Raw genomic sequence first — 15,129 nt, 5'->3', positions numbered from 1 at the left:
CCGTCTGAGACTCTCCGGTGGCTGCCCCGCCTCGCGCCCCGGCTGCCCGCGGTCATCCCCGCGGTGGTCGGGGCCGGGGAACCCGCCGAGGGGTATCCGTGGCCCTGGTCGGTGCGTGGTGCGAAAGTACCCGGCCCCGCGGTCCCCTCGGAGTTACCCGCGGGGCCAGGGTCTGCCGCCGAGGCGTTCGATGTCGGTGTTGAAGCGCTTCAGATACGCGGCGAAGGCGGCGATGTCCTCTTCGGGCCAGTCGGCCATGACCCGGTCCAGGGAGCGGACGATGCCCTCCCTCTCCTCGTCGAGTACGCGCGCGCCCTCCTGCGTGATGCGGAACTTGCGTGCCATGCCGCCGTCGGGGTCCAGGATACGCTCCGCGAGTCCGGCGCGTACCGTCGCGGCCGTCTGCCGGTTCAGGGTGGAGGCGTCGAGCCCGAAGGCGTCGCTGAGTTCGCCGATCGACATCGGTCCCTGCACGCGGATGCGGCTGAGCAGGATGTAGGCGCTGCGGTCCAGTACGGCGTCTTTGCGTCGTCCGCCTCTCTGGTTCAAGAACGTGTGGCGGCTGAGCAGCATCTGCTCGTACTCGACCTCGTGGGTGGCGCCAGTCATGCGTATGTCGCCTCCTGCCTCTCTCGCCGGGTCATTCTCGCACCGTGTCCGAACGGCCCGCATTCCGTCTTCGTGCGTATGAATCATGCACGTAAAGTGCTTGTTGCACACAGTATGTATGATGCACAAGCTTGCTTCCCGTTGCACAGTCATAGGAGTCCCTGATGGACGCCCCACAGCACGCATCCCGCTCGGGTGGCGTGGTCGCCACGCTGGCGCTCGCCGGTACCACGGCGGCGATCATGCAGACACTGGTCACGCCGCTCATCGCGGAGCTGCCGCAGATTCTGCACACCACGCCGTCGAACGCCACCTGGGTGATCACCACCACCCTCCTCGTAGCAGCGGTCTGCGTTCCGGTCGTCGGCCGCCTGGGCGACCTGCTCGGCAAGCGCCGCATGCTCCTCGCGTGCTCGGTGCCGCTGATCGCGGGCTCGGTGGTGTGCGCCCTCTCGTCCTCCGTCATCCCGATGATCATCGGACGCGGCCTGCAGGGCATGGGGATGGGGATGGTGCCACTGGGCATCGCCCTGCTGCGCGACGTCGTTCCGGCGCAGAAGCTCAGCTCGTCCATCGCGCTGGTGAGCGCCTCCATGGGGATCGGCGGCGGCCTCGGCCTGCCGATCGCCGCGGCGGTCGCCCAGTACGCGAACTGGCGTGTGCTCTTCTGGGGATCCGCCGTACTGGCCGCGGTGATCGCGGTACTGATCTGGTTTCTGATCCCGGGCGTGCCGGCCGCCGCCAAGGGGCAGCGTTTCGACGCACCCGGTGCGCTCGGTCTCGGCGCGGGCCTGGTCTGTCTGCTGCTCGCGGTCTCCAAGGGAGCCGACTGGGGCTGGGGTTCGGGGACCACGCTCGGCCTGTTCGCCGCCGCCGTCCTACTCCTGGCCGCCTGGGGAGCGTGGGAACTGCGTACGGCCGACCCGCTGGTCGACCTGCGCACCACGGCCCGCCCCCGGGTGCTGCTCACCAACATCGCCTCGGTCTTCGTCGGTTTCGCGATGTACGCCAGCATGCTGGTGATACCGCAGCTGCTGCAGTTCCCCGAGGCCACCGGTTACGGACTGGGACAGTCGATACTCGCGTCCGGTCTGTGGATGGCGCCCGGCGGCCTGATGATGATGATCGTCTCCCCGCTCGGCGGCAAACTGACCAACGCCAGCGGCCCGAAGGTCACCCTGGTCAGCGGAGTGCTGGTGATCGCCGCGGGTTACGGACTCTCGCTCGCGCTGATGGGGTCCGCGTGGGGCATCATGCTGGCCATCATGGTGATCAACAGCGGTGTGGGCCTCGCCTACGGTTCGATGCCGGCGCTCATCATGAGCTCCGTCCCGCTCTCGGAGACCGCCGCCGCGAACAGCTTCAACACGCTCATGCGCTCCCTGGGCACCTCCATCGGCGCCGCTGTGATCGGTCTGGTCCTCTCCCAGATGACGACCAGCATCGGCGGACAGAGCATCACATCCGAGAGCGGCTTCCGTGCCGGCCTGCTGATCGGCTGCGGCATCGCCGTGGTCTCCGCCGCGATCGCCGCCGTCATCCCGGCCGTGCGCCACGTCGCCGCCGGTCCGGACAAGACCCCCGCGGCCCCCGATCCGGAGAAGTCCGCCGTCGAGGCGTGAACCGCGCGGCAGCACCGGGTGACAGCGCGCCGGTCCGGCATCCGGCCCGAGTGGGGCCGGATGCCGGACCGGCGCATCGACCACCGCGCAGGCCGGCGTACAGATCGGTTCGCGCGTCGGCGCACCGGAGCTCGCCCACCACCGCCGCCTGTTCACCGGCCAGTTCACCGTCCGCCGGATCCCCGCGCAGGTGACCCGCGAACCGCTCGGCGTGCCGGACCGGCGCGGCCGATGGGTTCGCCGTGCGTCCGGGCTGTCAGGAACAGCCCCTGAGTCGGCCGGAGTTCGCCCGCGCCGCCGCAACATGAGATGCGTCACATTTACCTCCTATTGACGGTCAGGAAACCTGGCAGCAATATCTGTAAACGTTTCCAGTCGCCGGAAACGTTTACAGAAACTCGGAAGTAAGCGGACGCAGGGGGCCAAAGCGATGCCGAGGACACCGAGCAGCGGGCAGCCGACGATCGTGTCGATCGCCGAGCGCGCCGAGGTCTCCATCGCTTCGGTGTCCCGTGTGCTCAACGGCCTCGGCGCCCGTCGGGACACCGTCGAGCGGGTGGAGCGGGCCGCGGCGGAGCTGGGCTACGTACCCAACGCGGTGGCCCGTTCCCTCAAGGACGGCAGGACACGGCAGTTGACGTTCGCGATGCCGGACATCGGTAACCCGGTGTACGTCGCGATGGTCCGCGCCATCCAGTCCGTCACCAAGGCGGCCGGTTACCGGCTGCTGCTGCACTCCACCGAGGCCGTGGTCGACGACGAACTCGCCGTGCTGCGCAGCCTGGGCGACCGCACCAGCGACGGTCTCATCATCTGCCCCATCCGGATCACGGACGAGCACGTCGAGGCGCTGCGTACCGCGGCCGGACCGGTTGTCGTCATCGGTTCGCTGCCCGACGATGTGCCCGTGGACAGCGTGCGCGCCGACTCGGTGGCGGGCGCCGCCCTGGCCGTGCGCCATCTGTACGAGACCGGCCGGCGCCGCATCGCCTTCGTCAACGGTCCTTCCGACACGGTGCCCGGCCGCAACCGGGACAAGGGGTTCCGCACCGCCATGGCGGAGTGCGGCCTCGTCTACGACAACTCACTCGTCGTGCACACCGACTTCGGCATCGACTCGGGTGCCGAGGCCGCCGAGCGGCTGCTGGCCGACCGCGCCTCCCGGCCCGACGCGGTGTTCTGCGCCAACGACCAGCTGGCACTCGGCGTCGCCCGCGCCCTGCACTCCAGGGGCCTGCGCATCCCCGAGGACGTCGCCGTCGCGGGGATGGACGACAGCCTTCTCGCGCAGGCCGGCTGGCCCCCGCTGAGCAGCGTCGACCTGGGCTCCACCGAGCGCGGCCGGCACGCGGCCGAACTCCTTCTGGAGCGCCTTGGCACACCGGACGGCACGCACCCCATAGCGCCCCGCACCACCACTGCCCCTCCCCGCCTCGTCGTCCGCGCCTCCACCACGCCGACGGCGGCCAACAGTTAGAGCATGAGGTCCCCATGAGTCTCACCGCGTCCCGGGCCAAGGCCGCCCCGGGCAGCCGCGGCACCCCACCGCCCCGCACCCCCGCCCAGCGCAGACAGGCACTCGGCCTGGACCGGGACGCCTGGTTCCTGCTCCTCCCCGCACTGATCCCGATCCTGATACTCAGCGTGGGCCCGCTCCTGTACGGCGTCTCCCTCGCGTTCACCGACGCGCAGGCGGGACGCACGGCGGCCACCCGGTTCATCGGCCTCGACAACCTCCTCGACCTGCGCCACGACTCGCTGTTCTGGGAGTCCTTCCGCATCGGTCTCATCTGGGCCGTGTGCGTGACGCTGCTCCAGTTCGCACTGGCCCTGGGCCTCGCGCTGCTGCTCAACCAGAATCTGCGTTTCCGCTGGCTGGCCCGGACGCTGGCGCTCGTACCGTGGGCGATGCCCGAGGTCGTCGTCGGCATCATGTGGCGGCTCGTGTACCACTCCGACGCGGGTGTCCTGAACAAGACGCTCACCCAGCTCGGACTCATCCACGAGAACGTCGACTGGCTCGCGGACCTCTCCTACGCGCTGCCCGCGGTCATCGTCGTCGGCGTGTGGGCGGGCATGCCGCAGACCACGGTCGTACTCCTGGCCGGTCTGCAGAACGTGCCGCACGAGCTGCGTGAGGCCGCCCAGTTGGACGGCGCCGGTCTCTGGCGCCGCTTCACCACGGTCACCTGGCCCGCGCTGAAGCCGGTCGTCCTCGCGATCACGTCCCTGAACTTCATCTGGAACTTCAATTCCTTCGGCCTGGTGTACGTCCTCACTCAGGGCGGTCCGGGCGGGCAGACGCGTCTTCCGATGCTCTTCGCGTACGAAGAGGCGTTCAAGTACGGGCAGTTCGGCTACGCGGCCGCGATGGGCCTGGTCATGGTCGCCGTGATCGCGGTCCTCCTCACCCTGTTCCTGCGCAAGAAGCTGAAGGAGGACGCGGCATGAGCGCGACGTCCGCCCTGCCCAAGGTCCGTGTACTGCGCGCCGCGGGCCGCACCGGCCAGTACGTGGCCCTGCTGGGCTTCCTGGTCTTCCTGGCCTTCCCGCTGCTCTGGCTGGTGTCCACGTCCTTCAAGTCGCCCCAGGAGCTGGGCTCGATCAACCCGACGTGGCTGCCGGTCCATCCCGGCCTCGACAACTACCGCGCCGCGTTCGACGCGCAGCCACTGCTCCACTCGGCGCTCAACAGCCTGATCGTGGCGGTCAGCGCCTCGGTGATCTCCGTGTCGATCGCCGTCCCGGCCGCGTATGTGATGGTCCGGTACAAGACGCGGGTCAGCCAGGCCGGCACCGTCTGGATCCTGGTGAGCCAGATGTTCCCGTTCGTGCTGGTGATCATCCCGCTGTTCCTGGTCCTGAAGAACCTGCACCTGATCAACAGCCTGATCGGCCTGATCCTCGTGTACGTCGTCTGGAACCTGCCCTTCTCGCTGTGGATGCTCCAGGGTTACGTCAAGTCGGTGCCGCGCTCCCTTGAGGAGGCCGCGGCGATGGACGGCGCGGGCCGGCTGCGCACGCTCGTGAGCGTGGTCCTGCCGCTGCTCGCGCCGGGCCTGGTGGCGACGCTGATGTTCTCCTTCGTCACCGCCTGGAACGAGTTCTTCTTCGCCCTCGTGCTCCTCAAGTCTCCGGAGAACCAGACGATGTCCGTGATCCTCACCCGCTTCCTCGGCGCCGAGGGCGTCGCGGACCTGGGCCCGCTCGCGGCGGCCTCGGTCCTCGCGACCATTCCCAGCCTGCTCTTCTTCGCGCTGCTCCAGCGCCGGCTCGTGGGCGGCATGCTCAGCGGGGCGGTGAAGGGCTGATGCGCGTCCGTACGAAGCGGCTGAGCGCCTGCGCCACCACCGCCCTCTCGCTGGCCCTGGTCGCCGGCTGCACCAGCTCGGGGCCGGACGCCTCCGACGGCCGGATCACCCTTGAATTCCTCAGCCTGGCCTGGCAGAAGGAGTCCGTCGAGGCCAACAAGGCGCTCGTGAAGCAGTGGAACACGACCCACCCCGATGTCCAGGTGAAATACGTGCAGGGCAGCTGGGACAACATCCACGACCAGCTCCTCACCTCCTTCGAGGGCGGTGAGGCTCCCGACATCATCCACGACGACGCCTCCGACCTCACCGACTTCGCGAACGGCGGCTACCTCGCCGACCTCAACGACTATCTGCCGAAGTCGCTGCGCGAGGACATCCCGCAGGCATCGTGGGATACCACCACCTACGACAAGGGAACGTACGGCGTCCCGTTCCTCCAGGAGCCGCGCGTCCTGATCGCCGCCACAACACTTCTCGAACAGGCGCACGTCCGTATCCCCACGGCCCAGCATCCCTGGACCTGGGACGAGTTCGAGGACGTCAGCAAGAAGCTGACACGCGACAAGAACAACGACGGCAAGACCGACCAGTACGGTGTGGCCTGGTCCATGAAGGAGCCGGTCGCCCAGTCCGTCAATCTGTCGCTGTCCACCGGTGGCAAGATCTTCTACGAGAACGCCGACGGCAAGAACGAGATCCGCTACGACAGCGCGGACTCGGCCGTCGCACGGCTCATCGACCGACAGGTCAACGAGGACCGGACCGCGCCCAGGAACGGCCTCGGCATGTCGGGCTCGGACACCCTGCCCGGCTTCTTCGCGGGCCGCTACGCGATGCTTCCGCTCAACTTCTCCTTCCGCCAGCAGGTGCAGCAACAGGCCCCCAAGGGCTTCGACTGGACGGTCCTGCCGATGCCCAGCGGCAAGGGGGAACCGACGCAGGGCACGATCCCGCAGACCCTCTCGGTCTCCCAGGACAGCGCACACAAGCGGGAGGCGGTCGATTTCATCGCCTTCCTCGGCCGGGCCGAGCACCAGGTGCAACTGGCACGCGGCGACTGGCTGTTGCCCACCAGCACCGAAGCGCTGAAGGACCCGTCCCTCAACACCGACACATACGGATGGAAGACCGGCGCCGACATCGCGGCCAATCTGCGCCCGTCCCCGGTGCTCGGGGTGCGCGGCTACCCGGAGTGGAAAGACAAGATCGCCACCCCCGCTTACCAGGAGTACTACAACGGCGCGTTCGGCATCGCGGAACTGCGCGAACGCCTCGCGGACGACGGCAACCGCATCCTCGACCGCTATCAGCGCTGAAACCAAGCACGACCCCAGAAATGAGCACGAACCCACCATGAGTGTCAGGCTCGACTCCGATCCCGTCCCGCCGAGGGACGGCGCACCGGATGCCCGCGGGCGCCGTACCGTCCCCGTCTCCCGGCCCGCGGCCGCGGTTCCCCTGCGGGATCGCGCCCGCGGCGCCCTGCTCGGCCTCGCGGTCGGCGACGCGATCGGCGCGCCGGCCGAGAACATGAAGCCCTCCCAGATCCGCGAGCGCTGGGGCCGTATCCAGGGGTTCGTCTCCGACGACCCGGCCGGTACGGACGACACCGAGTACGCGATCTTCTCGGGTCTGCTCCTCGCGGACCACGGCTCCGCTCTCACCATGGCCCATGTCGAGGCGGCCTGGCACGAGGGGATCGCCGACCGTGACGAGGGAGCGTTCAAGGGAGCCGGGTTCAGCGAGCGCGGCACACTGGAGAACCTGCGCCGTGGCCTCGCCGCCCCCATCTCCGCCCAGCACCGGCACGCCTGGAGCGACGGCCTCGCGATGCGCGCCGCGCCCTTCGGGGTGTACGCGGCCGGGCGTCCGGCCGAGGCGGCCCGCCTGGTGGCGATCGACGGCACGGTGTCGCACGACGGCGAGGGCATCCTCGGCGGCCAGGCGGTGGCGGCGGGTGTCGCCGCGGCCATGGTCAGCCACACCCCGGACGCGGTCGTCCAGGCCGCGCTCTCCGTCGTACCGGACGACTCGTGGACGGCACGCTCACTGCACCGCGCGGTGTCGGCGGCACGCCGGGCCCGCCGCGACCCCGACAGCACCCAGTTGTCGAGGGAGCGAGGGGTGCGCAAGGCCGTGGTCATCGGGGGCTATCCGTGGACGGATCTGGCGCCCGAGGCGGTGGGCCTGGCGTTCGGCGCGTTCGCGGTGGCCCGGGGCGACTTCCGCGAGTCGGTCCTGATCGCCGTCAACATGGGCCGCGACGCCGACACCACGGCGGCCGTGGCGGGCGCCCTCGCCGGCGCCCTGCGCGGCGAGGCCGCCATCCCCGCCGACTGGGCGGCGACGATCGGCCCCGTACGCGGCAGCTGCCTCCCGTCCATGGCCGGCCGGCACGTCCTCGACATCGCGGACCGGTTGACACCCGCCGCACCGGACCGGGCGGGGACGACGGCATGACGAGACTCCGGGACACCGCCGCCGCACCGCCCAGTACCACCGAAAGGCCCCTCACTCCCATGCTCCCCGCACCGGCGGACGCCACCCACCGCATCGAGGGCCTGCTCCTCGGCATCGCCGCGGGTGACGCCGCCGGGTGGCCCTCCGGCCGGCACCGCGCCGCCCGACTGCCCGACTGGACGCGCCGCCTCACCCGCGAACTGGACACCTTCGCGGAGCAGAACGCCACGACGACCCTGCCCGTCCCGATCGCGCTGAACCAGCCCCCGGAGCCCTTGCGTCTCGGCCCGTCCGACGACGCGGAGTGGGCGGCCTTCACCGCGTACTCCGTCCTCGACGCCTACGCCGACGGCCTCGGGGACCTCCCCGCCGACCAGCGCGTACGCTCCGCGCTCTCGCTCGCCTGGAACACCCTCGCGGACGAGATCGCGGCGGCCGCCGACCGCGCGGACGAGATCGAGTCGGCCGAGATGCCGCTGCGCGCCCGCATCTCCGTACGGGCCGGCCTCGGCAACCTCGCCGCCGGCCTACGGCCCCCCGCGACGGGCCACGACAACCCGCACTACTTCGACGACGCGGCCTGCGTACGCGCCGCGGTCCTCGCGGTCGTACACCCGGGCCAACCCCAACTCGCCGCGGATCTGGCTGAGTTCGACGCGCGCTACACCCAGGACGGCGACGGCGTGCACGGCGCCCGCGCCATGGCGGCGGCCGTCTCCGCGGCCCTCGGCGGCGCGCCCGTCGACATCTGCGTGGACCAGGCCCTCGCCCAGCTGCCGGAGGGCACCGAGATCCACCGCAACGCGGTGCGCGCCGTCAGCCTGGCCCGCACCGCGGTGACCGCGCACCCCGGCCGGCCCGGCAACGCGTTCGCCCTCGTACCCGTTCTGGAGCACGAGATCGTCGACCACGTCTACAGCTACGGCATCGCCGCCGCCGAAACGGTCCCCGTGGCCCTCGCCTTCGCCACGGCAGCGGCCGGATCCGTCAGCGAGGCGGTCCCCACCGCGGCCTGTCTCTCCCGCGTCGCCGACTCGGCCCCCGCCCTGGCCGGCGCGCTCACCGGAGCACTCGGCGGTGGCGACGCGTTCCCGCAGAGCTGGCGTGCGGCCTGCCGCACGCTCGCGGGCTGCGCGCTGCCGCGTCTGGCCGGCACGGACCTGATCGGCCTGGCGGAGCGCCTGGCCACCATGAGCAGCCCGACCAACTCCCCCTCTTCCGAAGGAATCTCAGCATGACCACGTCCCACAACCCGACGAGTCCCGTCCCGTCACTGGAGGACCGCACCGCGGGCACCCTCGTCGGAGCCGCCGTGGGCGACGCGCTCGGCGGCCCGGTCGAGGGCTGGACCCCGGAGGCCATCGCCGAGCGGCACGGCGGCCGGGTGCACGGCATCGTGGCACCGTTCCACAAGGACGACTGGAAGACCGCGCGGCCCATCGCGCCATACCACAAGGGCGACGGCCACGTCACCGACGACACCTTGATGACGCACGCCCTGATCCGTGTCTACGAGAAGGTCCGCGACCACCTCGACGCGTACGCGGTCGCCGATCACCTGGTCCCCGACCTGATCACCACCCCCCGCTGGATCCCGGAGCTGGAGGCGGAGGCGCTGCCCCTCCAGCGTATCTTCCTCGCGGAGAAGTGGATCGTCGCCCGTATCCACTACGGACACATCGACCCGCGCGAGGCGGGCGTCGGCAACATCGTCAACTGCGGTGCGGCGATGTACATGGCGCCGGTCGGCGCGGTCAACGCGGGCAATCCGCTGAAGGCGTACGAGGAGGCGCTGGATGTCGCGGGCGCGCACCAGTCGTCGTACGGCCGCGAGGCGGCGGGCGTCTTCGCGGCGGCGGTCGCGTCCGCGTTCACGCCGGGCGCGACGCCCGAGTCCGTCGTCGGGGATGCCCTGAAGCAGGCGAAGGACGGCACGAAGTCGGCGATCGAGGCGGTGTGCGAGGTGGCCGCACGCTACGACGACTTCGAGGACGCGCTGACCCCGCTGCGCGAGGCAGTGGCTCCCTTCGACACGGTCGGCCCCGAGTACCGCAAGCCGTCTCTCGGCGCCCGCCGCCCCTCTCGTCTGCACTCCATCGAGGAACTCCCCGTCGCTCTGGGCATGCTGCTGGTGGGTCGCGGCGACTTCCGGCACACGGTGCTCGGCTCGGTCAACTACGGCCGTGACTGCGACTCGATCGCCACGATGAGCGGCGCGATCGTGGGGGCCCTGTACGGCGAGGGCTCGGTGCCGAAGGAATGGAGCACGGACATCGCGCGGGCCAGCAGGCTGGATCTGCATGCCCCGGCGGCCTCCCTCGCCCGGGTCACGCGCGAGGTGTACGCCCGCGACCTGGAGCGGCGCCGCGCCCACGAGGCCGCCTTCACAACGGTCGCGGGGCTCTGATGCTCCGACTGACCTGGGTACAGCCCGAGGACCTGATCGGGCACGAGCTGCGCCAGGCGGCACAGGACGGCCGGGACGCGACGGAGATCGAACGCCGCTGGATCGCGGCGGGCGGCCATCTGGCGCCGGAGCGAGCCGGCGCGTCACCGGAACCGGCCTCGCCCGAACTGAGGTTGCTCGCCGAGGCGTTGCTGGACGAACTGGCCCAGCTCCCGTCCCCCCTCGCGGCAGCGGAACCGACCGTATTCCGGGCCCGTGCCGTACGTGAGGACGAGCCGTTCGGTCGACACCCGGAGCCGGACCCACGATCAGAGCCGGACCCACGACCGGAGCCGGGCCCGAGATCAGAGCCGGGCCCGAGATCGGAGACCGACCGCCTGCACGCGGCCTGGCTGGGCCGGGCGATCGGCTGCGTCCTGGGCAAGCCCGTCGAGAAACTCCCCCTCGACGGCATCCGCGCCATCGCCCGCTCCACCGGCAACTGGCCCCTGAACACCTGGTTCACCGAACGGAACCTGGACCCGCGGATCGCGGCGGCGTACCCCTGGAACCGTCGCTCCCGCCCCACCTCCCTCGCCGAGAACATCGACGGCACTCCGGAGGACGACGACCTCAACTACCCGCTCCTGGGCCTGCTGCTGCTCCAGCGCCACGGCCACGACTTCACCACGGGCGACGTGGCGAAACTATGGCTGGACGAACTTCCGGCGGGCCGCACGTTCACCGCGGAGCGCATCGCCTACCGCAACCTCCTGGACGGTCTGGAGCCACCGCACACCGCGACGCACCGCAACCCGTTCCGCGAGTGGATCGGTGCACAGATCCGGGCCGACGTCTTCGGCTGGACGAACCCGGGCGACCCGGCGAAGGCCGCCGAACTCGCCCACCGCGACGCGGTGTTGTCGCACACCGCGAACGGCGTGTACGGCGAGATGTTCGTGGCGGCGGCGATCGCGCACGCGGCCGGCCCCGCCCCCACCACGATCCACGAAACCCTCGCCTCCGCCCTGGCCCACATCCCGCCGGACTCCCGCTACGCGCGGGCGATCCGCTTCGGCACCCAGACGGCGCGGACGGAACCCACCGGTACTCCGGCCGGCTTCGAGCGGGTCGTCGACGCCCTGCACGCCCGGTACGCCCACGACCACCACTGGGTGCACGTCCTGCCGAACGCCGCCCTGCTCGCCGCCGCGCTCACCCACGCCGACGGCGACTTCACGGGCTCCATCTGCCGTGCGGTGTCGGGCGGCTGGGACACGGACTCCAACGGCGCGACCGCCGGTTCGATCGCGGGCCTGCTCGCGGGCGGCCCGGAAGCCCTCGGTGAGCGCTGGACGGTCCCGCTGAAGAACCGCCTCGCCACCACGGTCGGCGGCTTCGACGGCTTCGGCTTCGACGAACTAGCCCGCCTCACCCTGGAGGTCCGCGCATGACGGGCCCGGCCGCACTCGGCCCGGCCACCACGAACCCGCTCGCCGACGTGAAGAAGGCACGATGAACGAGACCCCGCTCCCCCGGCACGACGGCCCGCTGAAGGGCCTGCGCGTCCTCGATCTGGCAACGCTGTTCGCCGGTCCCCTGTGCGCCACGATGCTTGGCGACTTCGGCGCCGAGGTGATCAAGGTGGAGCACCCCCGCAAACCGGACCCGTCCCGTGGCCACGGCCCGTCGAAGGACGGCATCGGCCTGTGGTGGAAGCTGCTGGGACGCAACAAGAAGAACATCACACTCGACCTGTCCACCACCGGCGGCCGGGAAGTGCTTTTCAAACTCGTCGCCGAGTCCGACGTCCTGATCGAGAACTTCCGCCCCGGCACCCTGGAGAAGTGGAACCTCGGCTGGGACGAGCTGTCCACCGCCAACCCCCGTCTCGTCCTGGCCCGTGTCACCGGCTTCGGCCAGTTCGGCCCGTACTCCAGGCGCCCGGGATTCGGCACCCTCGCCGAGGCGATGAGCGGCTTCGCGGCGATCACCGGGCAGCCGGACGGTCCGCCGACGCTGCCCCCGTTCGGCCTCGCCGACTCGATCGCCGCGCTCTCCACCTCGTACGCGGTGATGGCCGCCCTGCGCGGCCGCGACGAGACGGGCCGCGGCCAGGTCGTCGACATGGCGATCATCGAGCCGATGCTGACGATTCTCGGTCCGCAGCCCCTCTGGTACGACCAGCTCGGCTATGTGCAGCCGCGCACCGGCAACCGCTCCACGAACAACGCGCCGCGCAACACCTACCGCACCGGCGACGACAAGTGGGTCGCGGTGTCGACCTCCGCGCAGTCGATCGCGGAGCGCGTGATGCGGCTGGTCGGCAGGGCCGAGTTCCTGGACGAGGACTGGTTCGCCACGGGCTCCGGCCGTGCCGCGCACGCCGACGAGCTCGACGAGGCGGTCGGCTCGTGGATCGCGGCGCACACCCGCGACGAGGTCGTGACGGCCTTCGAGAAGGCGGAGGCGGCCATCGCCCCGATCTACGACGTCCGCGATGTGATGGCTGACGAGCAGTACCGGGCGCTCGACTCGATCACCGAGCTCCCCGACCCGGACTTCGGCACGGTGAAGATGCAGAACGTCCTGTTCCGTCTCTCCGAGACCCCTGGCTCCATCAAGTGGACGGGCCGCCCGCACGGCGCGGACACGGACGAGATCCTCACCGGGCTCGGCCTGACGGACACCGAGATCGCCACACTGCGCACTGCGGGTGCGGTGTGACGGACCCTACGTATCTGACCTGGCTATACGTTCCCGGCGACCGCCCCGGCGTCGTCGCCAAGGCACTCGGCTCCGGGGCCGACGTGGTGCTGGTCGATCTGGAGGACGCGGTCGCCCCCGACCGCAAGGGCTACGCGCTCGACGCGACCGCCGACCTCCTCGCCGACAAGCACGAGGTGCCGGTCCACGTCCGCGTCAACGCGCTCGACGGGCCCCTCGCCGAGCAGGAGGTACGCCGTCTCACCCCGCTGCCGGGCCTGGACGCGCTGCGCCTGCCGAAGGTCGGCGGCCCGGACGACATCGCCCGCGTCCTGGACTGGGCGGTCGAAGTGCCGCCGCTGTATGCGCTGTTGGAGTCGGCCCTCGGTATCGAGCACGCGTACACGATCGCGGACCACGCGGCTGTGCACGGCATCGCGCTCGGCGAGGCGGACCTGCGCGCCGAGCTCGGCGTCACGGACGCCAGGGGCCTGGCCTGGCCACGCGGTCGCGCGGTGGTCGCGGCGCTGGCGGCGCGACTGCCGCCCCCGCCGCAGTCGGTGTACCCGGACGTCCGCGACACCGAGGGCCTGGCCCGCTCCTGCGCCGAGGGCCGCGCGCTGGGCTTCCTGGGCCGCACGGCGATCCATCCGAGGCAGCTCCCGGTGATCGAGGAGGCGTTCCTGCCGACGGAGGTGGAGGTGGCCGCGGCCCACGAGATCGTCCGGGCAGCGGCGGCGGACGCGGGCGCCCTGGCCCTCCCCGACGGCCGCTTCGTGGACGCGGCCGTCGTCGCCGACGCACGACGGGTGCTGGCGCTGGCGGAACGACGGAGCTGACCCTCCGACGGGGAAGACCGCACGCGCCGCCTGTCGCGGATCCACCGGACAGCGACCCCGCGGTGTCCGGCGGGCGAGCCCGGGTCACGGCCAAAAGACGCCCTTGCGCGGCGAGTTGACGCCCCCGATACTCCCGAGCAACACCGGCCGGGGGCGCGCGGTCCGACCGGAGTGCACGGCCGCCCACGCCGCGCCTCACGGGCCCGTACGCCTCGGAGGGCCCCCGATTCCCCGGGAGAAACGCCAAGTGAGGATCAAGCGCACCATTCGCCGCGCCCGCACATCCAGACATCCCCGGCTGCTCGCCGTCGCCACGGGACTCGCCGCCGCCGTGGCACTCGCGGTCCCCGCCGCGAACGCCGGGACCGTCACCGACGCGTCCGGCGGGAGCAGGCTCGCCGCCGCCGGTGACGCGGTCCTGGACGCCGGTGTGGCGGGCACCGCCTGGTACGCCGACCCCGCGGCCAACACCGTGGTCGTCACCGCGGACAGCACCGTATCCGCCGCGGAGATCGCCGCGATCGAGCGGGCAGCGGGCCCCGACGCCGGTGCGCTGCGCGTCGAGCGCACAGCCGGCCGGCTCTCCCCCCAGCTCTCCGGGGGCGACGCCGTCTACTCCACGGGTGCGCGCTGCTCGGCCGGCTTCAATGTCGTCAGCGGCAGTACGTACTATTTCGTGACCGCGGGACACTGCGCCGGCAGCGGCTCGACCTGGTACGCCAACTCCACGCACACCACGCTCGTCGGCCTCACCGCGGGGTCCAGCTTCCCCAACAACGACTACGGCCTCGTGCGTTACACCAACCCCGCGGTGCCCGTACCCGGCACCGTCGGAAGCGTCGACATCACCAGCGCGGCCAATGCCACCGTCGGCATGGCCGTCACCTTCCGCGGCGCGGCATCCGGCGTCGTCAGCGGTGTGGTCACCGGCCTCAACGCCACGATCAACTACGGCAACGGCAACATCGTCTACGGCCTGATCTCCACCAACATCTGCACACAGCCGGGCGACAGCGGCGGCGCGCTCTACTCGGGCGGCCGCGCCATCGGTGTGCTCTCGGGCGGCAGCGGAAACTGCTCAGCCGGCGGAACGTCGTTCTTCCAGCCGATCATCCCGGTGCTGAACGCGTACGGCGTCAGCGTCTACTGACCGGATCCGCTGAACGGATCCACTGACCGGCCGGGGCCCGACG

13 protein-coding genes are annotated in these 15,129 nt (G+C 71.1%); 12 read left to right on the top strand and 1 reads right to left on the bottom strand.

Annotated features, from left to right (window positions below):
* Positions 1-153: 153 nt before the first annotated feature.
* Positions 154-609 carry a MarR family winged helix-turn-helix transcriptional regulator gene (locus tag ACIRQP_RS24495; RefSeq protein ID WP_403893260.1) on the bottom strand — a complete coding sequence of 152 codons (456 nt, stop codon included), beginning with the start codon at positions 607-609 and terminating at the stop codon, positions 154-156.
* Positions 610-773: 164 nt separating this feature from the next.
* Here ACIRQP_RS24495 and ACIRQP_RS24490 point away from each other — a divergent pair, with 164 nt between their 5' ends.
* From ACIRQP_RS24490 to ACIRQP_RS24435, 12 genes are all read left to right on the top strand, one after another.
* On the top strand, positions 774-2,231 hold the full coding sequence (locus tag ACIRQP_RS24490) for an MFS transporter (protein WP_403893259.1): 1,458 nt from the start codon (positions 774-776) through the stop codon (positions 2,229-2,231).
* 430 nt (positions 2,232-2,661) lie between these two features.
* Positions 2,662-3,708: a LacI family DNA-binding transcriptional regulator gene (locus ACIRQP_RS24485; RefSeq protein ID WP_403893258.1), complete on the top strand. Its 1,047-nt coding sequence runs from the start codon at positions 2,662-2,664 to the stop codon at positions 3,706-3,708.
* A 14-nt stretch (positions 3,709-3,722) separates the two neighbouring features.
* The gene (locus ACIRQP_RS24480; RefSeq protein ID WP_403893257.1) at positions 3,723-4,682 is read left to right on the top strand and encodes a carbohydrate ABC transporter permease; all 960 of its coding nucleotides are present in this window, start codon (positions 3,723-3,725) and stop codon (positions 4,680-4,682) included.
* A complete protein-coding gene (locus tag ACIRQP_RS24475) occupies positions 4,679-5,542 on the top strand; it encodes a carbohydrate ABC transporter permease (protein WP_403893256.1) in 864 nt (287 codons plus the stop codon). The genes ACIRQP_RS24480 and ACIRQP_RS24475 overlap by 4 nt, the downstream gene beginning before the upstream one ends.
* Positions 5,542-6,861: an ABC transporter substrate-binding protein gene (locus ACIRQP_RS24470; RefSeq protein WP_403893255.1), complete on the top strand. Its 1,320-nt coding sequence runs from the start codon at positions 5,542-5,544 to the stop codon at positions 6,859-6,861. The genes ACIRQP_RS24475 and ACIRQP_RS24470 overlap by 1 nt, the downstream gene beginning before the upstream one ends.
* 37 nt (positions 6,862-6,898) lie before the next feature.
* Positions 6,899-8,005, top strand: coding sequence for an ADP-ribosylglycohydrolase family protein (locus ACIRQP_RS24465; protein ID WP_403893254.1), 1,107 nt, complete (start codon positions 6,899-6,901; stop codon positions 8,003-8,005).
* A gap of 59 nt (positions 8,006-8,064) precedes the next feature.
* The gene (locus ACIRQP_RS24460; protein WP_403893338.1) at positions 8,065-9,243 is read left to right on the top strand and encodes an ADP-ribosylglycohydrolase family protein; all 1,179 of its coding nucleotides are present in this window, start codon (positions 8,065-8,067) and stop codon (positions 9,241-9,243) included.
* The gene (locus tag ACIRQP_RS24455) at positions 9,240-10,412 is read left to right on the top strand and encodes an ADP-ribosylglycohydrolase family protein (protein ID WP_403893253.1); all 1,173 of its coding nucleotides are present in this window, start codon (positions 9,240-9,242) and stop codon (positions 10,410-10,412) included. Before ACIRQP_RS24460 ends, ACIRQP_RS24455 begins: the two co-directional genes overlap by 4 nt.
* On the top strand, positions 10,412-11,845 hold the full coding sequence (locus tag ACIRQP_RS24450; protein WP_403893252.1) for an ADP-ribosylglycohydrolase family protein: 1,434 nt from the start codon (positions 10,412-10,414) through the stop codon (positions 11,843-11,845). Before ACIRQP_RS24455 ends, ACIRQP_RS24450 begins: the two co-directional genes overlap by 1 nt.
* Before the next feature lie 61 nt (positions 11,846-11,906).
* On the top strand, positions 11,907-13,118 hold the full coding sequence (locus ACIRQP_RS24445; protein WP_403893251.1) for a CaiB/BaiF CoA transferase family protein: 1,212 nt from the start codon (positions 11,907-11,909) through the stop codon (positions 13,116-13,118).
* On the top strand, positions 13,115-13,936 hold the full coding sequence (locus tag ACIRQP_RS24440; RefSeq protein ID WP_403893250.1) for an HpcH/HpaI aldolase/citrate lyase family protein: 822 nt from the start codon (positions 13,115-13,117) through the stop codon (positions 13,934-13,936). The genes ACIRQP_RS24445 and ACIRQP_RS24440 overlap by 4 nt, the downstream gene beginning before the upstream one ends.
* A gap of 247 nt (positions 13,937-14,183) precedes the next feature.
* Complete coding sequence (locus ACIRQP_RS24435) at positions 14,184-15,086, top strand: S1 family peptidase (protein ID WP_403893249.1); 903 nt, start codon at positions 14,184-14,186, stop codon at positions 15,084-15,086.
* The last annotated feature ends 43 nt before the right edge of the window (positions 15,087-15,129 follow it).

Source organism: Streptomyces sp. NPDC102274 (genome assembly GCF_044766385.1).
Classification (GTDB): domain Bacteria; phylum Actinomycetota; class Actinomycetes; order Streptomycetales; family Streptomycetaceae; genus Streptomyces.
Note: the sequence above shows the minus strand (reverse complement) of the source record. Positions and strands in the feature narration are given on the sequence as shown.